The organism is Vibrio anguillarum (assembly GCF_001989995.2).
Lineage (GTDB): Bacteria > Pseudomonadota > Gammaproteobacteria > Enterobacterales > Vibrionaceae > Vibrio > Vibrio anguillarum.
The window spans coordinates 16,219-39,066 of record NZ_JAHGUP010000028.1 but is presented as its reverse complement, the minus strand read 5'-3'; the positions used below and the strand labels follow the sequence as shown (position 1 = coordinate 39,066).

Annotated in this window: 20 protein-coding genes and 1 pseudogene; 13 read left to right on the top strand and 8 right to left on the bottom strand. The window is 44.8% G+C overall.

What is annotated here, in order from left to right; translation table 11 throughout:
* Window positions 1-286: 286 nt before the first annotated feature.
* Window positions 287-583, top strand: a pseudogene (locus PL85_RS08515) (thymidylate synthase); the annotation flags it as partial.
* A gap of 102 nt (window positions 584-685) precedes the next feature.
* Here the strand turns inward: PL85_RS08515 and PL85_RS08510 are convergent.
* Complete coding sequence (locus tag PL85_RS08510; RefSeq protein ID WP_017047902.1) at window positions 686-1,831, bottom strand: Na/Pi symporter; 1,146 nt, start codon at window positions 1,829-1,831, stop codon at window positions 686-688.
* Between the two features lie 371 nt (window positions 1,832-2,202).
* Here PL85_RS08510 and nhaR point away from each other — a divergent pair, with 371 nt between their 5' ends.
* Together nhaR and PL85_RS08500 are read left to right on the top strand one after the other, a co-directional pair.
* A complete protein-coding gene (nhaR, locus tag PL85_RS08505) occupies window positions 2,203-3,093 on the top strand; it encodes a transcriptional activator NhaR (protein WP_026027442.1) in 891 nt (296 codons plus the stop codon).
* Window positions 3,094-3,366: 273 nt separating this feature from the next.
* Window positions 3,367-3,660, top strand: a complete 294-nt coding sequence (locus PL85_RS08500) for an ArsR/SmtB family transcription factor (protein ID WP_026028082.1) — start codon at window positions 3,367-3,369, stop codon at window positions 3,658-3,660.
* Window positions 3,661-3,812: 152 nt separating this feature from the next.
* Here PL85_RS08500 and rpsT read toward each other — a convergent pair whose 3' ends face one another.
* Entirely contained in the window at window positions 3,813-4,073 is a 261-nt protein-coding gene (gene rpsT, locus PL85_RS08495; RefSeq protein ID WP_026027444.1) for a 30S ribosomal protein S20, read from the bottom strand.
* 257 nt (window positions 4,074-4,330) lie between these two features.
* Here rpsT and murJ point away from each other — a divergent pair, with 257 nt between their 5' ends.
* From murJ to ispH, 6 genes are all read left to right on the top strand, one after another.
* Window positions 4,331-5,893, top strand: a complete 1,563-nt coding sequence (gene murJ / locus PL85_RS08490; protein ID WP_064624495.1) for a murein biosynthesis integral membrane protein MurJ — start codon at window positions 4,331-4,333, stop codon at window positions 5,891-5,893.
* A 71-nt stretch (window positions 5,894-5,964) separates the two neighbouring features.
* Window positions 5,965-6,900: a bifunctional riboflavin kinase/FAD synthetase gene (ribF, locus tag PL85_RS08485; RefSeq protein WP_115339551.1), complete on the top strand. Its 936-nt coding sequence runs from the start codon at window positions 5,965-5,967 to the stop codon at window positions 6,898-6,900.
* Window positions 6,901-6,963: 63 nt separating this feature from the next.
* A complete protein-coding gene (gene ileS, locus PL85_RS08480; protein ID WP_115339552.1) occupies window positions 6,964-9,822 on the top strand; it encodes an isoleucine--tRNA ligase in 2,859 nt (952 codons plus the stop codon).
* 17 nt (window positions 9,823-9,839) lie between these two features.
* A complete protein-coding gene (lspA, locus tag PL85_RS08475) occupies window positions 9,840-10,349 on the top strand; it encodes a signal peptidase II (protein WP_026028078.1) in 510 nt (169 codons plus the stop codon).
* A gap of 168 nt (window positions 10,350-10,517) precedes the next feature.
* Window positions 10,518-10,949 (top strand): FKBP-type peptidyl-prolyl cis-trans isomerase, encoded by a 432-nt coding sequence (gene fkpB / locus PL85_RS08470; protein ID WP_115339553.1) that lies wholly within the window; start codon window positions 10,518-10,520, stop codon window positions 10,947-10,949.
* A gap of 26 nt (window positions 10,950-10,975) precedes the next feature.
* Window positions 10,976-11,938, top strand: a complete 963-nt coding sequence (gene ispH, locus PL85_RS08465; RefSeq protein WP_013857553.1) for a 4-hydroxy-3-methylbut-2-enyl diphosphate reductase — start codon at window positions 10,976-10,978, stop codon at window positions 11,936-11,938.
* Between the two features lie 95 nt (window positions 11,939-12,033).
* Here the strand turns inward: ispH and PL85_RS08460 are convergent, their stop codons facing one another.
* Complete coding sequence (locus tag PL85_RS08460) at window positions 12,034-13,518, bottom strand: carbon starvation CstA family protein (RefSeq protein WP_115339554.1); 1,485 nt, start codon at window positions 13,516-13,518, stop codon at window positions 12,034-12,036.
* A gap of 243 nt (window positions 13,519-13,761) precedes the next feature.
* Between PL85_RS08460 and PL85_RS08455 the strand changes: the two genes are divergently transcribed.
* The gene (locus PL85_RS08455; RefSeq protein WP_115339555.1) at window positions 13,762-14,103 is read left to right on the top strand and encodes a DUF2799 domain-containing protein; all 342 of its coding nucleotides are present in this window, start codon (window positions 13,762-13,764) and stop codon (window positions 14,101-14,103) included.
* Between the two features lie 30 nt (window positions 14,104-14,133).
* On the opposite strand, the gene murQ is transcribed toward PL85_RS08455, so the two are convergent.
* Both murQ and PL85_RS08445 read right to left on the bottom strand, forming a co-directional pair.
* Entirely contained in the window at window positions 14,134-15,051 is a 918-nt protein-coding gene (gene murQ / locus PL85_RS08450; protein WP_094146815.1) for an N-acetylmuramic acid 6-phosphate etherase, read from the bottom strand.
* Between the two features lie 15 nt (window positions 15,052-15,066).
* On the bottom strand, window positions 15,067-16,179 hold the full coding sequence (locus tag PL85_RS08445; RefSeq protein WP_174223820.1) for an anhydro-N-acetylmuramic acid kinase: 1,113 nt from the start codon (window positions 16,177-16,179) through the stop codon (window positions 15,067-15,069).
* A 98-nt stretch (window positions 16,180-16,277) separates the two neighbouring features.
* On the opposite strand from PL85_RS08445, the gene nagZ reads away from it, so the two are divergent.
* Window positions 16,278-17,264 carry a beta-N-acetylhexosaminidase gene (nagZ, locus tag PL85_RS08440; protein WP_038220500.1) on the top strand — a complete coding sequence of 329 codons (987 nt, stop codon included), beginning with the start codon at window positions 16,278-16,280 and terminating at the stop codon, window positions 17,262-17,264.
* A gap of 54 nt (window positions 17,265-17,318) precedes the next feature.
* Here the strand turns inward: nagZ and btsR are convergent, their stop codons facing one another.
* The gene (gene btsR / locus PL85_RS08435; protein ID WP_017046291.1) at window positions 17,319-18,035 is read right to left on the bottom strand and encodes a two-component system response regulator BtsR; all 717 of its coding nucleotides are present in this window, start codon (window positions 18,033-18,035) and stop codon (window positions 17,319-17,321) included.
* A gap of 9 nt (window positions 18,036-18,044) precedes the next feature.
* Window positions 18,045-19,724, bottom strand: a complete 1,680-nt coding sequence (locus PL85_RS08430) for a sensor histidine kinase (protein WP_088720932.1) — start codon at window positions 19,722-19,724, stop codon at window positions 18,045-18,047.
* Between the two features lie 375 nt (window positions 19,725-20,099).
* Between PL85_RS08430 and PL85_RS08425 the strand changes: the two genes are divergently transcribed.
* Window positions 20,100-21,179 (top strand): 3-deoxy-7-phosphoheptulonate synthase, encoded by a 1,080-nt coding sequence (locus PL85_RS08425; RefSeq protein ID WP_115339557.1) that lies wholly within the window; start codon window positions 20,100-20,102, stop codon window positions 21,177-21,179.
* A gap of 11 nt (window positions 21,180-21,190) precedes the next feature.
* Complete coding sequence (gene tyrA, locus PL85_RS08420; protein WP_017043283.1) at window positions 21,191-22,318, top strand: bifunctional chorismate mutase/prephenate dehydrogenase; 1,128 nt, start codon at window positions 21,191-21,193, stop codon at window positions 22,316-22,318.
* A 45-nt stretch (window positions 22,319-22,363) separates the two neighbouring features.
* Here tyrA and PL85_RS08415 read toward each other — a convergent pair whose 3' ends face one another.
* On the bottom strand, window positions 22,364-22,741 hold the full coding sequence (locus tag PL85_RS08415) for a PilZ domain-containing protein (protein WP_115339558.1): 378 nt from the start codon (window positions 22,739-22,741) through the stop codon (window positions 22,364-22,366).
* Between the last annotated feature and the right edge of the window lie 107 nt (window positions 22,742-22,848).

Here is a 22,848-nt window from a genome sequence, read left to right as displayed (position 1 = left end):
ATTAAAGCGGAGAAGAGCCCCTAAGGTAATCCGCCAAATGCTATTTTATTGAGGCATATAACACGTTGTTGTCCAAACGTGTTTCATCGGATAGCCAATGCTTTCTACTCAATCAGCTTTCGAAAGATGATGTTAGCAATTGAAAAGAAATCGACCATAATGAGCGCATTGAGAAAAAGGTACCTGGCCATAGTAATTGTGCAAGGTATAAAATGCATAGTTGATAAGCTCAATAAACCGCGACTTATATCTACTAATTGTGCAATATTTTGGGGGTTTAAAATTCATTGGCTTGAATTTTAATATGGTTCAGGTCTACGTGTTCCTCGCAATTATGGCGCAAATTACCGGCAAAAAAGCGGGCGTGGCCTACCATAAGATCGTCAATGCGCATATCTATGAAGACCAACTGGCGTTGATGAAAGATGTACAACTTAAGCGTGAACCGCTCCCTATGGCGAAGTTTCATATTAACCCGAAAATTAAAACGCTAGAAGATCTTGAAACTTGGGTTACCTTGGATGATTTCTGGATTGAAGGCTACCAATGCCATGATGCCATCCAGTACCCGTTTTCGGTTTAGTTGCTCTCTCGCATTATTAAAAAGTACTGTTTTCTAGTTGTAAAAAATCCCCGAAGCGTTGCTCGGGGATTTTTTTGATCTGTCGTGTGGTTTGTTCGTTACTTAAGCCGTTAGTGCCAGTATACCGCCAGGCATAATGATAAAGACCGATAGTAAATAACCCGCAACGACCGCTTTATTCTTTGTTGCCATCTCAGCAATCATTTCTGCGCCTTTAATTGGCAGTTCACGTAAAAACGGCACACCATAGATCAACACAGTGGCTAATACATTAAAGGTTAAGTGGACTAAAGCAATTTGCAAGGCAAATACCGCAAACTCACCAGAAACGGCCGTTGCCGCGAGTAGGGCGGTAATGCAAGTGCCAATATTAGCCCCTAAAGTGAATGGGTAAACATCGCGTACTTTCAATACACCAGTGCCGACCAGCGGAACCATTAAACTGGTGGTAGTTGAAGAAGATTGAACCAATACAGTGACGATTGAACCTGAAAGGATACCGTGCAGCGGTCCGCGCCCAATGGCATCCTTGAGTATCTCTTTCGCACGACCCACCATCAAACTCTTCATGAGCTTACCCATGACAGTGATAGCCACAAAAATGGTCGCAATACCAAGAACAATCAACATCACGCCACCTACAACTTCACCAAAAGTGATCAGTTGGCCTTTTAGTGCCGTGATAATTGGGCTCGTGATAGGTTTGATAAAATCGAGTCCTTTCATGCTCATATCACCAGTAGAAAGCAGCGGTGACACAAGCCAATGAGAAATTTTCTCTAAAATACCAAACATCATCTCTAACGGTAGGAAAATCAGTACCGCCAAAAGATTAAAGAAGTCGTGAATTGTTGCACTTGCAAAAGCGCGTTTAAATTCGACTTGGCAACGAACGTGTCCAAGGCTAACAAGCGTGTTGGTTACTGTGGTGCCAATATTGGCACCCATGACCATTGGGATCGCCATTTCAACAGGTAATCCGCCAGCCACAAGACCGACAATGATAGAGGTTACGGTGCTTGAAGATTGAATCAATGCTGTGGCGACTAACCCTATCATCAACCCCGCTATTGGGTGTGAGGCAAACTCAAACAGTACCTTAGCTTGATCACCTGTTGCCCATTTAAATCCACTACCTACCATCGCCACTGCAAGTAGCAGTAGGTAGAGCATGAATGCCAAGTTCGCCCAACGCAGCCAACGAGTGGTACTCGCAATGGGTGCAGCAGTAGTTGTCGCTTGGTTCATTTTCTTTTCTCCATTGACCTTTTGAGTGTTGTTCGGTCTGTTGTTGAATCTGAGCGAGATAGTAGAGAATAATTATTTCATTTATATGACAGTGGGTTTCTCATTGATAACTCTGATAAAAACAAGTTTCACGGTGACTTTTAATTCTTTATTTATTGAATTTTCATGATGTTATGCGACGTTAACAACGTGGAGGAGGAGAGCGATGGACGCTAGTTTTAGATATTTTATGACGAAGTTGTCATTTTTGAACTCTAACTGCTCGGTATTAAGATTAGCTAACGTTCTTAAGTTCGGTTTTTCCGAGTTAATTGCTCATTTGGCTTGGGTTTGTTATAAACAACGACCAGATAAAATTGAGTGTCCTTATCATGTTTCACCTCAACTACAATCATCTTTACTACTTCTGGATGGTATGCAAGCAGGGATCGGTCACTAAAGCTGCAGAAGCACTCTTCTTGACTCCGCAAACCGTCACTGGGCAAATTAAGGCTTTTGAAGAGCGCATGGATGGTAAGCTTACTAAGCGTAATGGCCGTAGCATTGAACCGACAGAACTTGGACAACTGGTTTTTAAATATGCTGACCGGATGTTCGGCTTAAGTTATGAGATGCTCGATATTGTCAATTATAGTCAGCGCTCTAACCTGCTGTTTGATGTAGGAGTGGCTGATGCCCTCTCTAAACGGCTTGTCAGTAAAATACTGATGACGACGGTCCCGGCCGATAGCAGTATCCACTTGCGTTGTTTTGAATCGACCCATGAAATGTTGTTAGAGCAACTTTCACAACATAAATTGGATATGATTCTCTCTGATTATCCCGTCGATTCCAGCCAAAGCCCGGGCCTGTTCAGTAAAAAACTGGGTGAGAGTCACATGAGTTTTTTTTGTTCAGGCAAGGTTGAAAATGTCTCTTTTCCCGCCATTTTAGAGCAGAGAAAGTTGTTGATACCGGGAAGCCGAACCGCGATGGGGCGTAATCTATTGCAATGGTTTGACCGTCAAGGCCTGAAGCCGAATATTCTGGGGGAGTTTGATGATGCGGCATTGATGAAAGCTTTTGCGCGTTATCATCATGATGCAATTTTTTTAGCTCCCTCAATCTATGTGACTGAAGTTGGTGATGATCTTCCTTTGCAACTTATCGGTCAGATTGATGATTTAAAAGAAGAGTACTACGTCATTTTTGCTGAGAGGATGATCCAACACCCAGCAGTGAAAAATGTTTGCGATGCAGATTTTAATAATTTGTTTGTATGATGCTTTCACTACTAACGATAAATAGATTACTATCTCATTATCTAGCAATATTATTAATTATCGCTTGCCAAGTAATACTAATCTAAACTGGTCATACGCCTTCTGATGCCGTTATTGACGCTCTATTGAATGGTTGCCGTCATAAACGGTATAACAATTAAACTACGTAGAAAAGGTACTAACCTTACTTATAAACTCATAACCTGTTGGGTTAAGGAAGATGCAAACTTGTGATGTGTTTGATGTAAGAAGTTGTTCCAAGGGAGCTTATTCATGAACCTACAAGAAATGGAAAAAAATTCCGCTAAAGCAGTGGTGTTGTTAAAGGCTATGGCTAACGAAAGACGCCTACAAATATTGTGTTTATTACACAATCAAGAACTGTCGGTTGGTGAGCTATGTGGGAAATTAGAATTAAGTCAATCGGCACTTTCGCAGCATCTTGCTTGGTTAAGAAGAGATGGGTTAGTGGATACGAGAAAAGAAGCTCAAACGGTTTACTACACACTCAGCAGCCATGAGATCAAGGCGATGATTGAGTTGTTACACGGTTTATACTGCCGCTAGTGTTTTGAAAAACACAAAATCCGAAATTATGTTTCAGTAACATAGTTCGGATTTTTTTATATTGAAATTAGAGTAAATACTTTACTCGACGCTGCAGATATAAAAAAACCGGCCTTGGCCGGTTTTTATTTTCGCTTGGAACCAAGTCTAAATTATAGAGCTTTGATTGCTGCAGCGAAACGAGACTTATGGCGAGCAGCTTTGTTCTTGTGAACAAGACCTTTAGTCGACATACGGTCAAGGATTGGTGTAACTGCAGCAAATGCAGCAGTTGCAGCTTCTTTATCGCCAGCTGCGATAGCTGCGATGGTTTTCTTCATGTAAGTGCGCATCATAGAACGACGGCTAGCATTATGCTGACGACGTTTCTCAGCTTGGATAGCGCGCTTCTTAGCAGATTTACTATTTGCCAAGGGTCTAACTCCCAAAAACTTAGTTCGGTGACAATTTAAGGGCGGGGAATATCCCTTATTTGCTCTCAATTGTCAAATGATTTGTGCAAAAACCGTTCTAGGCCAAACAAATTTTGGTATAGGAAGGTCATCGCGGTTAAGATGCGGGGATTCTAACAGTATTTTTTTTCCAATGCTAATACTTATCTGATCTCGCACTGACATTCCTTATGTGTTGCTGTGGATAATGACGTTTTGGCTTGTTTTTCGAGGTAATAGTGAGCAAACGCCTACTCAAATCTGGCTTGATTGTCAGTGCTATGACGTTGATTTCTCGTGTGTTGGGCCTAGTTCGTGACGTAGTTGTTGCGAATTTGATGGGGGCAGGTGCGAGTGCCGATGTTTTTTTCTTTGCTAATAAAATTCCTAACTTTTTACGTCGGCTATTTGCCGAAGGGGCTTTTTCTCAAGCGTTTGTACCGGTATTGACCGAATATCATTCATCTGGAGACCTCAATAAAACACGTGAGCTCATCGCCAAAGCATCAGGCACACTCGGAGTGATTGTGACCTTAGTAACGGTCGTTGGCATCTTATGTTCTGGTGCCGTGACGGCACTGTTTGGGGCCGGATGGTTTTTAGATTGGCTTAATGATGGTCCTGATGCGCATAAGTTTGAGCTTGCGAGTTTATTATTAAAAATCACTTTTCCTTACTTATGGTTCATCACTTTTGTTGCTTTATCAGGAGCGATTCTCAATACCTTAGGCAAATTTGCCGTCTCTTCTTTTACCCCTGTCTTTTTGAATGTGATGATCATCGGTTGCGCTTGGTTTTTGTCGCCGCACTTACAGCAACCGGAAATTGGCTTGGCGATTGGTGTCCTTCTTGGGGGATTGGTCCAGTTTTTATTCCAAATTCCATTTTTGCTCAAAGCAGGTTTATTGGTTTGGCCTCAATGGGGCTGGAATGAACCGGGGGTTGTGAAAATTCGCACTTTGATGTTGCCCGCTCTTTTTGGGGTATCGGTCAGTCAAATTAACTTATTGCTGGACACCTTCATTGCCAGCTTCTTACAAACGGGCTCCATCAGCTGGCTTTACTATTCAGACCGTTTGCTAGAATTTCCGTTAGGCTTATTTGGTATTGCGATCGCTACCGTTATTTTGCCTGCATTATCCCGTAAACATGTTGATGCCCACAGCGAAGGATTTTCGCAAACCATGGATTGGGGTATTCGTATGGTTTGTCTGCTCGGTTTTCCTGCGATGTTAGGCCTGATTGTGTTGGCAAAACCGATGCTTATGGTGCTATTTATGCGAGGTGAGTTTACCCCGAATGATGTCAATCAAACGGCGTTGTCACTCTATGCATTTGGTTTGGGCTTGATCAGTTTTATGCTGATCAAAGTGCTTGCACCAGGGTACTACTCTCGGCAAGACACCAAAACGCCAGTTCGTTATGGCATTATCGCCATGATCTCTAATATGGTCTTCAATGCGCTTTTAGCGTGGCATTTAAGTTATGTTGGTTTGGCGTTAGCTACGTCATTATCTGCTTTTATCAACATGGCACTGCTTTACAGAGGGTTACATGTGCAAGGGGTGTATCAGATCACCCGTAAAACTATTGGTTTTATTATTCGCTTAATGGTGGCCAGCAGTGCGATGGTTGTGGTCATTGTTTGGCAATTGGAAGAAATGTCAACGTGGCTAGAGTGGAGCCTGACACAGAGGGCTACATCATTGGTGATGCTGATCAGTATCGGTGCGGTCAGTTATTTGCTTTGCCTAGCCGTGCTTGGCGTGCGTTTAAAAGACTTAAAAGCGGCGACAGATTAATGGTGATTAGTATATAATCCGTCGGTTTCGCACCTTGCTAATTGAGAACTATAGGTTTTAAGCATTTTCTAATGGAATTGATTCGCGGCATTCACAATATCAAGCCACAGCATCATGGCTGTGTATTAACCATCGGAAACTTTGATGGTGTTCATTTAGGACATCAGCAAGTTTTGAAGCAAGTATCCAAGAAAGCGCAATTATTGGGTTTACCTTCGGTGGTCATGACGTTTGAACCACAGCCATTAGAATTATTTGCCAAGCACAATGCACCAGCTCGATTAACTCGATTACGTGATAAATTTGTGCAATTGAACAAGCAGTCGGTTGACAGATTGTTATGTGTGAATTTTAACCAGCACTTTGCTAATTTAACGGCAGAAGCTTTTATTCGTGACTTGTTGGTCGCTCAGTTGGGTGTTAAGTTTCTGGTGATTGGTGATGATTTTTGTTTTGGTAAAAATCGCCAAGGTAATTTCAGTATGCTGCAGCAAGCTGGGCAACAGTTCGGTTTTGAGGTGGTAAGTACCCACAGTTTTTGCTTGCAACAACAAAGAGTGAGTAGTACTGCTATTCGTAACGCTTTAGCAAGCGATGACTTAGTGTTAGCTAAGCAGATGCTCGGTCGTGATTACGGTATCAGTGGTCGAGTGTCGCATGGTCAAAAGTTAGGGCGAACCATTGGTTTTCCTACAGCGAACATTCCGCTTAAGCGCTGTGTTTCACCGGTCTCTGGTGTTTACGTCGTCAATGTCTATGGCCTTGATAACTCGCCTATCGGAGGAATTGCCAATATTGGTAATAGGCCAACAGTCAACGGGGTTCGCCAACAACTTGAAGTACACTTGTTTGACTTTTATGCCAATTTATATGGCAAACAGCTAGAAGTGGCACTTTTACATAAGCTTCGAGATGAAAAGAAATTTGAATCTTTTGGAGCGTTAAAGCAACAAATTGAATTGGATGCTGATGCGGCAAGGGTGTGGTTGCATCAGCTAAAGAATTAGTCGGATTATTCCACCGATTAATATCATGTCTAACGTCGCCCAATATAACGGAATTAAGAATCGATGAGTGATTATAAAGATACCCTGAACCTACCTGAAACAGGGTTTCCAATGCGTGGCGATCTGGCTAAACGTGAGCCAGAAATGTTAAAGCGTTGGTATCAAGAAGATCTTTACGGCGAAATCCGTAAAGCCAAAAAAGGCAAAAAATCTTTCGTATTGCACGATGGCCCTCCTTATGCCAACGGTGATATTCATATTGGTCACGCACTGAATAAGATTCTTAAAGACATTATTATCAAATCGAAAACCTTATCTGGTTTTGACGCGCCTTACATCCCAGGTTGGGACTGTCACGGCCTACCTATCGAATTGATGGTAGAGAAAAAAGTCGGCAAACCGGGCCAGAAAGTGACCGCGGCTGAGTTTCGTGAAAAATGCCGTGAATATGCAGCAGGTCAAGTGGAAGGCCAGAAAGAGAGCTTTAAGCGTTTGGGCATCATGGGTGAGTGGGATAAACCTTATCGCACCATGGATTTCGCCACCGAAGCGAACATTATTCGCGCATTGGGTAAAATTGCCGATAAAGGCCACCTGCTGAAAGGTTTCAAACCCGTTCACTGGTGTACTGATTGTGGTTCAGCACTGGCTGAAGCGGAAGTTGAATACAAAGATAAAGTGTCACCTTCGATTGACGTACGATTCAAAGCAGCCGATGAAGCGGCGCTGCTTGAAAAGTTCACGCTCGCGGCTGATCACGCCGGCCACGGTCAAGTGTCGATTGTAATTTGGACAACCACACCTTGGACCTTGCCAGCTAACCGCGCAGTCTGCTTACGTGATGATCTTGAATATGTTTTGCTGCAAATTGAAGCAGACGGTGAACGCCCTGCTGAACGCATTATCGTTGCGTCAGAACTTGCAAAAAGTGTCATGGATCGTGCTGGTATCAGTCATTACCACAATCTTGGTTTTTGCCGAGGTGCAGACCTAGAACTAATGTCTTTTAATCATCCATTTTACGCATTTACTGTACCTGCGATTTTGGGTGAGCACGTAACTACTGAATCGGGTACTGGTGTCGTTCATACTGCTCCTGGTCATGGTCAAGAAGACTTCGTGGTCGGTCAGCAATACGGTCTTGAAGTAGCCAACCCTGTCGGTTCAAACGGCGTATATCTAGCAGACACCGAGCTATTTGCTGGTCAACATGTGTTTAAAGCGAATGACTCTGTACTTGAAGTACTGAAAGAAAAAGGTGCTTTGTTGCACCACCATGCCTACGAGCATAGTTATCCTCATTGCTGGCGTCATAAAACCCCAATCATTTTCCGTGCAACACCACAATGGTTTGTCTCTATGGAACAAGCCGGTCTGCGCGCCCAAGCTCTAGAATCGATCAAAGGCGTACAATGGATGCCGGAATGGGGTCAAAGCCGCATCGAAGCAATGATTGAAGGTCGTCCTGAATGGTGTATTTCTCGTCAGCGTACTTGGGGTGTACCGATTGCGCTATTTGTGCATAAAGAGACGGCAGAACTTCATCCTAATAGCCCTGCGCTGATTGAAACAGTGGCGCAATTGGTAGAACAAAAAGGGATTCAAGCGTGGTGGGATGCCGACACTGCTGAGATCTTGGGCGAGGAAGATGCCAAGCATTACGAAAAAGTACTCGATACACTGGATGTGTGGTTCGACTCTGGTGTGACTCACTACGCCGTTGTTGATAAGCGTGAAGAGTTCAATGGCCACGGTGCAGATCTGTACCTTGAAGGTTCAGATCAGCATCGTGGTTGGTTCCAATCTTCATTGATTTCATCGGTAGCAATGAAAGGTGCTGCGCCTTACAAACAAGTATTGACGCATGGCTTTGTGGTCGATGGTCATGGCCGCAAGATGTCAAAATCAATCGGCAACGTGGTTGCGCCAAAAGATGTCACCAATAAACTGGGTGCAGACATCCTGCGTCTATGGATTGCATCGACTGATTACACTGGTGAAGTGGCGGTTTCTGACGAAATTCTAAAACGTTCGGCGGATGCTTATCGCCGTATCCGTAATACAGCACGTTTCTTCTTAGCCAACCTCAATGGGTTTAACCCAGCAACGGATATGGTTGCAGCTGACGAGATGGTGTCGCTGGATCGCTGGGCCGTAGGTCGTGCCTTTGCGGCGCAACAAGAAATTGTCAAAGCATATGAAGAGTATAATACGCATGGCGTGATCCAACGTTTGATGCACTTCTGCTCAATTGAAATGGGTTCGTTCTACCTTGATGTGATTAAAGATCGCCAATACACCGCTAAACAAGGTGCACATGCACAGCGTAGCTGTCAAACGGCGCTGTATTACATCGTTGAGGCTTTGGTTCGTTGGATGGCACCGATCATGTCATTTACGGCTGATGAAATTTGGAACGAAATGCCAGCGATGCAAGCTAATGGCGAGCCGCGTGAAAAATTTGTCTTCACGGGTGAGTGGTTTGAAGGTCTGTTTGGGTTAACTGAAGGCGAAGAGTTGAACAATGAATTTTGGGCAGAGATGCAAAAAGTTCGTAGCTCGGTGAACAAGTTGCTTGAAACTGCTCGCAGTGAAAAAATCATTGGTGGCTCATTACAAGCTGAAGTGGTGCTGTTTGCTGATGACGCTTTAGTGGCTCAGTTAAACAAGCTTGAAGATGAACTGCGTTTTGTACTGCTGACATCAAAAGCGATAGTGAAGCCTCTGGCTGAGAAAAGCGATGCGGCACAAGCAACGGAAACTGCAGGTTTGTTTGTGTTGGTGAGCGCAACCGAAGCAGAGAAGTGCGATCGCTGTTGGCATCATACTCCTGACGTTGGCACTATCACTGGTCATGAAACTATTTGTGGCCGTTGTGTGTCGAACGTGGATGGTGAAGGCGAAGTTCGTAAGTTCGCTTAATAATATTGGGATTCAATATGGCAGAGCAGACGCTTACTTGGAAACAATCAGGAGTTCGCTGGCTATGGCTAGCGCTTCTGGTCTTTACCCTTGATGTCGGTATAAAGCTGATGGTCATGGATAACATGGGGTATGGTTGGGCAAATCGCATCGAAGTAATGCCTTTTTTTAACCTACTTTATGTACATAACTATGGTGCGGCATTTAGCTTTTTAGGCGATCAAGCGGGTTGGCAACGTTGGTTGTTTACCGCTATTGCCTTTGCGGTGACGGGGCTCCTCACTTACTGGATGAGTAAGCTGCCTGCGCAAGAGAAGTGGCATAATATCGCTTATGCCATGATTATTGGTGGCGCAATCGGCAACGTGTTTGATCGTATCGTGCACGGTTTTGTGGTTGATTATCTTGATTTCTACTGGGGCAATTATCACTGGCCAGCGTTTAACTTGGCTGACAGTGCCATTTGCCTTGGTGCAGCAATGATTATCCTTGATGGCTTTCGTAAAAAAGACGATGCGCACTCATAATGGCTAAAATAGTTGAATAACCCTAAGCGCTGTCTGTTGATTCAGGTGGCGCTTTTTGTTTACTCTTCATCTCTAAAAATACGGTGGCGATAGGCGTACTAAAAACGGGCATTTTTATGTCGTTATGGATGCCTTGTCTCCACACTAAAATAAATAAAGAGAAATCACGTGACGACGATAAAAGCAAACAGTGCGTTAACCCTACACTTCACCATTAAATTAAAAGATGGCTCTATTGCGGATAGCACTCATAATATGGGCAAACCAGCTAAATTGGTTATTGGTGATGGCAGTCTAAGCGACAATTTTGAGTTGTGCTTAATCGGTCTGAGTGCCGGAGAATCCAAAACCATTGAGTTAAAAGCCGAAGACGCGTTTGGGTTGTCTAACCCAGATAACATCCACCATATGGATCGCGCCAAATTTGCCGGTAATACTGAGGTGGAAGTTGGCACGATTATGGCGTTTAGTGGCCGCGATGGCTTAGAAATTCCTGGTATTATCACCGCTATTGCGGGCGATTCGGTGACGGTTGATTTTAACCACCCACTTGCAGGACAAGATGTCATTTTTGATGTTGAAATTTTGTCTGTAGAATAATTGGCAACTTGCGATAACCCTATTCAATGAGCAATGAAATGAAAATATTGTTAGCCAACCCTCGTGGTTTTTGCGCCGGTGTTGATCGTGCGATCAGCATCGTTGAACGCGCACTTGAGCTGTATCAGCCTCCGATTTATGTACGACATGAAGTGGTGCATAACCGCTTTGTGGTGGAAGGGCTGAAGCAGCGCGGGGCCATTTTTGTTGAGGACTTACACGAAGTACCTGATGACAATATTGTGATCTTTTCTGCTCATGGCGTTTCGCAAGCGGTGAGACTTGAAGCGAAAGCGCGTGCATTAACCGTGTTTGATGCCACTTGCCCTTTGGTGACTAAAGTGCATATGGAAGTGGCTCGAGCCAGTCGCCGCAGTATGGAAGTAGTGCTGATTGGCCATGCAGGTCATCCTGAAGTGGAAGGAACCATGGGCCAATACGCCAGTAAAAAAGGCGGCATGTACTTGGTTGAAAAACCGGAAGATGTTGAATCGCTAAAAGCTATCGTTAAAGATCCGACTAATTTACATTATGTTAGCCAAACCACCTTGTCGGTGGATGAAACAGCCGATGTGATTGATAAATTGCGTGAAGTGTTTCCGGATATTCAGGGACCACGTAAAGATGATATCTGTTACGCGACACAAAACCGCCAAGATGCGGTGCGTCAACTTGCATTGGATGTTGATTTGGTGGTGGTGGTGGGCTCGAAAAACTCATCAAACTCTACGCGTTTAAAAGAATTGGCGGAAAAGCTCGGAACGCCGGGTTACTTGATTGATTGCCCTGAAGATATTGATCCAACGTGGTTTGATGGCAAGAAAACCGTTGGCGTCACGGCCGGCGCATCGGCACCCGAAGCATTAGTGAATCAGATCCTAGATCGAATTAAAGAGCTTGGTGCTCAATCGGTTGAAGAAGTGCTTGGACGAGAAGAGAACATGTTTTTTGAAGTGCCCAAAGAGCTGCAAATCAAGCAAATCGACTAGTCAATAAAAAGTATTTGAATTAGACGTACCAATAAAAGAAGAAGGGCTTCCAAATGGAAGCCCTTTTCTATAACGCAAGCGAAGCGTCATTCACACTATGCAGTTTCTGTGACTGCTTTCGGTTTTTCTTCATCGGTAAGTTCGATGTCGCCTTTACCTTTGGAGATTCTAATTACATATATGGTTACGGACAGTGAGAACAAAATACCGGCAATGGTTGATGCTTGCATCGGTAAGCCAAAGCCTAATGCACTGTTATTAAGAATGAAGGTGGCACAAACCGTGGTCATAAACATCGCGGGGATAGTCGCAATCCAATGCAGTTTGTTATGGCGTAGTAAATAGGCGGAAGCGGTCCAAAGCATCATTACTGCTGTGGTTTGGTTGGCAAAACCGAAGTAGCGCCAAATAATACTGAAATCCACTTGAGTGAGAATGGCACCCAAAACAAACAGCGGCAGTGCCATGAACAAGCGATTACGCAGCGTTTTTTGTTCCATATTGAAATATTCAGCCAAGATCAAACGGCTAGAGCGAAATGCAGTGTCGCCTGAGGTGATCGGTAGGATAACCACACCCAAGAAGGCGATGATGCCGCCAAATACGCCCAATAAGCCAAAGGATGCGCTGTACACAACGTTACCCGGGCCGCCGTTTTTCACCGCTTCTGATAATCCTTCCAATGAGCCAAAGAAAGAGAGTGCAATCGCACACCAGATAAGTGCGATAATGCCTTCACCAATCATGGCACCGTAAAACACGAAGCGGCCATTTTTTTCATTTTCCATACAGCGAGCCATCAATGGCGACTGAGTTGCATGGAAACCAGAGATAGCACCGCAAGCAATCGTGATAAAGAGCGCTGGCCAAAGTGGTAGGTCGTTCGGGTTCATGTTGCTGAACATGTCGCTCATTTCAAAACCGCCCATCACAGTGTGTTCACTGGAAAGGGCAATCGCGGTCATTAAGCCAACCGACATAAAGATCAACAATGCGCCGAACAGTGGGTAGAAACGGCCGATGATTTTATCGACAGGAACGATGGTGGCGAGAATGTAGTAAGCGAAAATGATCACCACCATTGAGGTCATGCTCACCGTTAGACTCGTTTGCTCGTTAATCAAATTGGTGATCATTCCTGCCGGCGCTGAAACGAAAACAACCCCCACGAGCAGTAACAGTACAATGGCAAAAATGTTCATAAAATGTTTGGCGCCATTGCCTAGGTAACGGCCTGTAATGGTGGGCACTGAAGCGCCGCCATTGCGTACTGACAACATGCCTGAAAAGTAGTCATGTACCGCACCTGCAAAAATACAGCCGACGACAATCCACAACATTGCTGCAGGACCATAGAGTGCGCCCATGATTGGGCCGAAAATTGGGCCTACGCCAGCAATATTAAGCAATTGTACCAAGTAGACTTTTTTGGTCGACATAGGAACATAGTCCACGCCATCACTCATGGTGTGGGCCGGTGTTTTACGGTTCTCGTTAATACCAAATACTTTTTCTACAAAAGCGCCGTAGATAAAGTATCCGGCCAGTAGGGCTGCGACACAGGTAAGAAACCACATCATAGCAATTGTCCTTTATGAATGAATTAAGCTCACTGTGGATAATAAAGGGCTCTGTGACGAGAAACATCTGCTTTTCCAGTGAGCGGCACTATAGCCAGTTAAGTGGCTATTTCACACAATAAGTGGTTTAGGGCTCGTCTCATCATCTGGATCAATAATGCTTTACTGCTGGGAGGCAATGAGTGGCATCTTACAAGCAATCTGCTAGGCTAATTGAATGAAAATAAGAACTTAAGGACAACAATGAAAAAATTAAGTGTATTGTGCGCTGCTATATTGATGGTTGGGTGTGCGGCCTCTGATGCGCAATTAGCACAAAACGGAGATTGGCAACAAATTGGTTATCAAGATGGAGTCACAGGTCATACTCAGCGCAGCTATAAAAAGCTTTCTGAGCTGGGTTCGGTGCAACAAGCGGATTACGAAGCGGGATACGTTAAAGGGCTTGGCGAGTATTGTAACCCCAATTTCGCCTATCAAATTGGATTGTCAGGACTCTATTATGAAGGTGCGTGCGAAGGAACCGAGCAAGCACAGCGCTTTCGCATGGAATGGCAACGGGGTTGGAATGAGTTTTCTAACTGATTTTTTGATTGAGAGCCGCTAGCGGCTCTCTTATTCGCTTTCCATTGCCCGGCGAAGAAAACCATCAGACTCAGTCAATTTATCCATAGCTTCTGCATAACTTAACCCCGTCAAGTGCATCAATATCGCTACTTTTACATTGTTGTTGCTTTGGGCTAATAAGTATTCAGCCTCAGCGCGTTCACAGTCGGTTGCTTGCATCACAATTCGCACCGCTCTGGCGATGAGCTTTCGGTTAGTGGCCTTAACATCGACCATTAAATTTTGGTAACTCTTACCAAGACGGATCATGCTAGCGGTGGTGAGCATGTTGAGTACCAGCTTCTGCGCTGTACCGGATTTTAAGCGCGTTGAACCGGTCAGAGCTTCTGGCCCAACGACAGGGCTAATGGCTATTTGAGCCAATTCTGCAATCGGGGAATCCGGGTTACATGATAGGGCAATGGTTGTCGCGCCCAAATCATTAGCATACTCCAAGGCACCGATGACATAAGGTGTGCGCCCACTAGCGGCAATGCCAACAACCACATCTTGATCCGTAAAATGAATACTTTTGAGATCTTGAATGCCGAGTTCTGCGCAATCTTCCGCCCCTTCTTTAGCACTGAACATGGCCTCTTTCCCACCGGCAATCAAACCAATCACCATCTGATCGCTAACCCCAAATGTTGGAGGGCACTCTGATGCATCAAGAACGCCTAATCGACCACTGGTTCCTGCACCGATATAGATTAATCGACCACCATGTTTGAATGCATAGGTAATTCGATCCACGGCTAAGGCGATCTCCGGAAGGACTTTTTCGACGGCCAGCGGAACGTGTTTATCTTGTTGATTGAGCCGTTCTACAATTTCTTGTGCTGATAGTAGGTCAATATCCATTGTGTCAGGATTGCGACCTTCGGAAATAAGGTGAGAAAGCGCAGAGAGCAGCGCGTCATTAGTCATACCATTCCTTACTTATTAATGAGCAAAATAGACCACACCCAACGAAGCGAGAGCGCTTGCTCCGGTTACTTCTGGTAGATTGCTGGGTAAATTATGCAGACGACGTTGAGCAAGCCAAGCAAAAGCCATCGCTTCCATGTAGTCACTATCCACCCCTTTATCGCTGGTGGGCATGATGCGCCAGTGTGCTAAATGGGCCTGCAGACGTTCTACCAATAGCGGGTTACGGGCGCCGCCGCCACACAGCAGCAATTCCGGCGCAGGCCCACATTGATAGTGAGCGACTTGCGTGGCGATGGTGAGTGCCGTGTATTCACAGAGTGTACGTTGAACATCTTCTGCTGCTAACAAAAACTCAGCCAATATCTGCTGAAGCCAAGGGAGATTAAACAGCTCGCGGCCCGTACTTTTCGGTGCATTCAACGCAAGGTACGGCTCTTGATTGAGACGTTCGAGTAGTGGCTGAAACACCTTTCCCGATCTCGCCCATGAGCCATTATCATCAAATTTATGGCCTGTCTGTTCAAAGCACCACGCATCCATCAACATATTGCCCGGGCCCGTATCGTAGCCTAATACTTTTTGCTGCGGCCGCAGTACCGAAATATTAGCGATGCCGCCAATATTGAGTACTACAACGCTCGAATCGGTTGATTTGAAAATGGTGTCGTGAAATGCAGGGACTAATGGAGCTCCTTGGCCGCCGAGCGCCATATCTTTGCGACGAAAATCAGCCACCGTGTCGATGCCAGTTTTGCTGCTGATAATATTGGCATCACCGAGTTGCATCGTAAAAGGCGTATTGCCGTTGGGTTGATGAAAAACCGTTTGGCCATGGCAGCCAATCGCGCGAATATCGCACGCTTGATAGCCTGATTGAGCTAGTAAAGCGATGACTGCATCAGCAAACAGATGGCCGAGCAAGTGGTCTAACTCGCCAATCTCTTGCACATTGGTTGATTGCCCAATACAGACATTCAGCAAACGCTGTTTGAGATCTTCTGGCATTGGGAAATCAGCGTGAGCCAATAAACGAATTTGGTTGCCATCCATTTCGACCAGCGCTGTATCGACACCATCCATGCTGGTGCCAGACATCACACCAATGTAGCGTTCAATGCTCTTCATTCGCTTCTCCTTCAACTCGAAAACAAAATCATTGTAATAGAAATTCAAAGCGAATAACCTCGTTAAATTAACTGTTTAAGTAAATTTTTGGAGTGAGCATGGGACCGTTGTGGCTAGATGTGGCAGGCTGTGAATTGAGCGCTGAAGACAAAGAGATTCTTGAGCATCCCACTGTCGGCGGGGTCATTCTTTTTGCGCGTAATTATCACGATAACGCGCAGTTGCTTGCGCTTAATAAAGCGATTCGCCACGCAGCAAAACGTCCGATTTTAATTGGTGTTGATCAAGAAGGTGGGCGAGTACAGCGTTTTCGTGATGGGTTTTCGCTGATCCCTGCCGCGCAGCAGTATGCTAAGCAGAATAATGGTGAAGCATTAGCTCGCCAAGGTGGCTGGCTGATGGCGGCGGAGTTGATTGCTCATGATATTGATCTCAGCTTTGCTCCTGTATTGGATAAAGGTCATGCGTGTAAAGCGATTGGTAATCGTGCTTTTGGCGATGATGTACAGAGCATCATTCGCCACAGTTCAGCCTATATGCAAGGCATGAAAGAGGCTGGCATGGCAACAACAGGTAAACACTTTCCCGGTCACGGTGGGGTAATCGCTGACTCGCATCTTGAGACGCCCTACGATGAGCGCAGCACGGTGATGGAAGAGGACATGGCAATATTCAAAGCGCAGATTGAAGCTGGAGTGCTCGATGCCATGATGCCTGCACATGTGATTTATCCTCACTATGATGATCAACCTGCCAGCGGTTCTGCGTTTTGGTTGAAGCAAGTACTTCGCCAGCAGTTAGGGTTCAAAGGATTAGTCTTTTCTGATGATTTAACAATGGAAGGGGCATCTGTCATGGGCGGTCCTGCCGAGCGCGCGCATCAATCGCTAGCCGCTGGATGTGACATGATTTTAGTGTGCAATCAACGCGCAGCTCAAATTGAAGTATTGGATAATTTGCCGATTTTGGATGTGCCAGCGGCTGAGTCTCTACTCAAACGTCGTGCTTTTAATCTTCCTCAACTGCAAAGTACTGAACAGTGGAAGCAAGCTTCAGAAGCGATGAAACGACTGCTTGGTGAGTAAAAAAATGGCGCTGTGCGTGAAAGCTTCAGCGCCGTTATTTTCTATTCGTTGCGGTTAGTGAAAACCCAGAACTTCTTTTAAATTTTTTAGATAACGTCGGCTGACGGGCACTTTGTGATCACTCAGGGTGATGATTTCCGCCAGCCCATTGTCCAATAATTTGATCTCTTTAATGGCCCTAGTATTGATTAAATACTGGCGGTGACAACGAACCAGTGGCGTTCTTTCTTCCAAAATTTTGAGCGTTAATTGGCTGGTGGCTCGTTGTAAATGGGTTTGCACATGAACACCACTGATGTCGCTCAAAGCAAACTCGACATCTTTGGTGGCAATGATCACAATTCTATTTAATCCAATGCAGGGAACTTGATCTAACCCTGCTGGTGATAAAATCGAAAAATCCTGCTTTTTGTGCCCTTGGCGAACTAAACGTTGCAGCGTTTTCTTTAAGCGCTCAGGGTCAACTGGCTTGAGTAGATAATCAAACGCATTTTCCTCAAACGCTTGCAGTGCATACTGATCATAAGCGGTGACAAACACCACATTGGGCATCGTATCTGGGTCAAGCATCCCTAGCAGCTCAATGCCAGTAACTTGTGGCATTTGGATGTCTAGAAACACCACGTCTGGCTTTAGCTGATTGATTTTTTTTAACCCTTCGATCGCATTACTGGCGTGACCAATCACATCAACATCGCCCGTCTCTTCTAGTAGCTCAGTCAGTTCTTCCCGAGCGAGCAGTTCGTCATCAATAACCAGTGCCGATAGCATGTTATTCCCTTAGTTAAATCCTTGATGAGGAATGAGAAAGCTCATTCGTGTGTATTGATTAGCCAATACTTCCGTTTTTAGTGCGGCTTGTTCGCCAAATTTATTAGTTAAGCGTTTATTGACAATTTGCATGCCTAAACCATCGTAATCTTCATTCGGAGCTTGGTAACTGCCCGCATTATCTTCCACTACAATTTTGTATCCTTCCGTTTGCACTTGGCTGTAGATTCGTACCCGCCCGCCTTCTAACAAGTTAGAGGTGCCGTGCTTTATCGCATTTTCTACCAGTGGCTGTAGAGTAAAACTGGGTACATTGCGCTCAAGCAGTAATGCATCATCGATGGCAATATCCACTTCAAGGCGATCGGCAAAACGCGCTTGCTCTATGGTTAAGTAAGCTTTGACATGTGCTAACTCTTCTTTAAGAGTTACGGTCTCAATATTTTGTTTGAGGTTACTACGAAAGAAGTGCGAAAGATGCTGGATAAGTTCTCGCGCTTTGTCGGGATCACGGCGGGTGATGGCACTAATGGTATTGAGCGCATTAAACAGAAAGTGAGGGTTGACTTGAGCATGCAGCAGTTTGATCTCGGCGCGAGAAAGCAGCATCTGCTTTTGTTGGTATTCGCCGTACAGAATTTGGCTCGACAGTAATTGTGCAATCCCTTCCGCCATTGACATGTTAATGGTTGAAAAAAGCTTACGCTTCGGCTCGTACAGCTTTATGGTTCCAATTACGCGATCACCTGCTCTAAGTGGAATGATTAACGCTGAACCGAGTTTGCAGTTTTTAGAGAGTGAGCATTGATAAGGGGAATCTTTTCCGTCGAGGTAAATAATGCGGTTTTTGGTGATCGCATCCAGTGTACTTTGTGATGAGATCGGCGTATTGGGTTTGTGGTGGTCATCACCGATACCGATAAACGCGAGTATTTTTTCTCTATCGGTGATGGATACCGCGCCAACATTGGTCATTTCGTAAACAATTCGAGCGACTTTACCTGCATTGTGTGGATTAAAACCGTTGGCCAAAATGCCAACTGAACGCTCAGCAATATTCAGTGCGCGACGAGAAAAGGTGGCGGAGTACTCTTCAAAAATGGTTTTTCTGTCTTGTAAAATGCTCATGAATAGCGCTGCGCCGACTGAGTTAGCGATGATCATGGGCGCGGCGATGGTCGAGACTAAGGCGTACGCATCAACAAATGGTTTAGCGACTAACAAAATCACCAACATTTGCACTATCTCAGCAAACAGTGTTACGGCAAAGACAATGCTGGGGCTAAACAGGAGTCGCCCTTTGCCCTTTCTCAGTAAATAGGTGTGGAGCAATCCACCAATCAACCCTTCTGCAGTGGTTGAAATGGCGCATGCCACATCGGTAAAACCGCCTAAAGTGTAGCGATGCATACCGCCAGTAAATCCAACCGCAAAGCCCACAATGGGGCCACCAAATAACCCACCCATGACGGCACCTATCGCCCGCGTATTGGCAATCGCATCGTTGATCTGCAAACCAAAATAGGTGCCCATGATGCAAAAGAGGGAAAACAAAACATAGGTACTGATTTTGTGGCTAATTCGACTGGAAATGTTAAGCAGCGGCAAGAAAATGGGTGTTTTGCTCAACATATAAGCGAGAACGAGGTAAACACACATCTGTTGCAGTAAGGAAAGAATTAAATCCATGTCAAAAACCCGTTGGTTTGGTGATCCCCTTTTCACTTGAAGCTACAGTGGTATTGGCTTTGTTCATTTTCCTAAGCGTAGAGTTTTCTATATACATTAGGATTTATGTACGGATGGCCCGACTGTAACGCCAATCTTTTTGGGTATGATTTACGATTCATCCTCACTATTTTAGGTGAGATAGAGAGAATAAAATACGCGTCAGCTTATATTTTTCGTTTTAAGATAAGATAAATATGCGTGTAATTTTATTTTTACACATGATGTTTTTTTAAATTTACACTTGAAATGTTTTTAAAGCCTGTTAATTTGTCTTTTATTGGTGTTTAGGTATGCAAAAAGATTTTGTGTAAACAAAAAATTACAGGTGATGAGATGCAAAAAAGTGAACTAATTAACATTAATATCAGTGATGAGCAAGTGCTGATCACTCCGGAACAATTAAAAGCTAAGCTGCCGCTCAGTCATCAAGCTCGCCAGTTCATTCAACACTCTCGTCAGACAATTGCCAATATTATCCATAAAAAAGATCACCGTTTACTGGTGGTGTGCGGCCCTTGCTCTATTCATGATATTGATGCGGCCAAAGAGTATGCAAAGCGCCTGAAATCACTCTCAGAGCAGTTGAGTGATCAATTGTACATTGTCATGCGTGTTTACTTTGAAAAGCCGCGTACAACGGTTGGCTGGAAAGGGCTGATTAACGATCCTCATCTTGATGGCAGTTTTGATATCGAACATGGTTTACACGTTGGTCGTCAATTGTTAGTTGAGCTAGCGGAGATGGAGATCCCTCTGGCGACCGAAGCGCTTGATCCGATCAGCCCTCAATATTTAGCCGATACATTCAGTTGGGCGGCGATTGGTGCACGCACTACGGAATCCCAAACACACCGGGAAATGGCCAGTGGTTTGTCGATGCCGATTGGGTTTAAAAACGGCACCGATGGCAATTTAGCAACGGCAATCAATGCGATGCAGGCGGCATCATCCAGCCACCGCTTTATGGGCATTAATAGTGAAGGGCAAGTGGCCTTACTTACCACTCAAGGCAACCCAAATGGACATGTCATTTTACGTGGCGGTAAGCAAACCAACTACGATTCAGTGTCGGTCACCGAGTGTGAGCAAGAGATGGCAAAACATAAATTGGATGCCTCGTTAATGGTGGACTGCAGCCATGCTAATTCACGTAAAGATTACCGTCGTCAGCCGTTAGTCGCTGAAGATGTGATTCATCAAATTCGTGAAGGAAATCAGTCTATTATTGGTTTGATGATTGAAAGTCACCTCAATGAAGGTAATCAATCTTCTGACCTTCCTCGCAACGAAATGGAATACGGTGTATCGATTACGGATGCCTGTATTAATTGGTCATCAACTGAGGCACTATTACGACATGCTCATCAAGAGCTCGTTCCGTTCTTAGAAAATCGCCTAAAAAAAGGTGAATAAAGGGAAGTGCCATGGCTGTTGAACTTAACGAATTACGTGATCAAATTGATGCTGTCGATAAACAAATGGTCGAGCTGCTTGCACGCCGATTAGCTTTGGTTGAAAAGGTGGGGGAAGTCAAGAGCCGACATGGTCTACCGATTTATGCTCCTGATCGAGAAGCGGCGATGCTGGCTTCTCGCCGCGCTGAAGCGGAAAGAAAAGGCGTCCCGCCACAACTGATTGAAGATATTTTGCGCCGTACTATGCGTGAATCTTATGCCAGTGAAAAGGATTCTGGCTTTAAGTGCTTAAATCCAGAGCTGCGCTCTGTGGTGATTATTGGCGGTCATGGTCAACTTGGTGGCTTATTTGGCCGTATGTTCAAACTGTCGGGCTATCAGGTGAAAGTATTAGGCAGTAAAGATTGGCATCAAGCCGATGAGATACTGCATGATGCCGGTTTGGTTGTAGTGACGGTTCCTATTCACTTAACTGTCGGTGTGATTGAAAAACTTGCTCATTTGCCTGCCGATTGTATTTTGTGCGACCTCACATCGATTAAGTCTAAGCCTCTACAGGCGATGCTTAAAACACACTCTGGCCCAGTGGTTGGATTACACCCAATGTTTGGCCCAGATGTCCCTAGTATGGCCAAGCAAGTGATCGTCTATTGCGATGGGCGAGGAGAAGAGAGTTATCAGTGGTTGCTAAAACAGTTTTCGATATGGGGAGCGAGTTTGTGCCAGATTGATGCCGCAGAACACGATCACGGCATGACCTTGATCCAAGCACTGCGTCACTTCACTTCGTTTGTATACGGTTTACATCTTTCTAAAGAAAATCCGAATATCCAAAAATTACTGCAGCTGAGTTCACCGATTTATCGTTTAGAACTGGCGATGGTTGGACGGCTTTTTGGTCAAGACCCTCACTTGTATGGCGATATCATTTTCTCATCGGAAGAGAACGTTGAGATGATAAAACGTTTTCATGCTTGTTTTGGCGAGGCGTTAACCTTACTTGACGGGCGTGAGAAGCAAGCTTTTGTGGAAAACTTTAGCAAAGTGAGTGATTGGTTTGGCAGTTATTCACAACAATTTATGCTTGAAAGTCAAAACCTGTTAAAACAAGCGAACGATGCCATTCATCGTGTTTAAGGCTGTCTGAACGGCGAGTGCGGTTGTTGTGAATACGGCCGCCGCTCATTCTTCCGGTTCATTCCCTAAATCAGACAAGTATTCCAGTTCGCGATGGAGCAAACTTTCATCACCCATGTTCAATTCAACTAAACGTTTCAAATGGCCAATACTTTCAATATCAATGTGATTGATGCTGACACGAATAATGTTGTTTTGAATGTGGATCAACTTGGCGACCAGATTAATAGTGACATCGCTGTCTGGCAGTGTGAAATGGACTTGTGCCATTTCATTGAGCACTAATTTGTCCGCGTCAGGGCATGAGAGCAATAACCCATGCAGCGACAAATCTTGAATCGTAGTGGTGACGGTATGTTTACCTTGCAATAAGGTGGCAGGCATCTGATAGATGATGCGTGAAAAGCGACGTCTTTCAATCATGGTACTCTCTCTTGTTGAGCGTTGACCTGTGCCAGCTTCGGCTCTGTATCGATCATTGAAAAATTATATCCATTAAGTTTAGACCTAATTGAAGGCAGTGTCGCGAA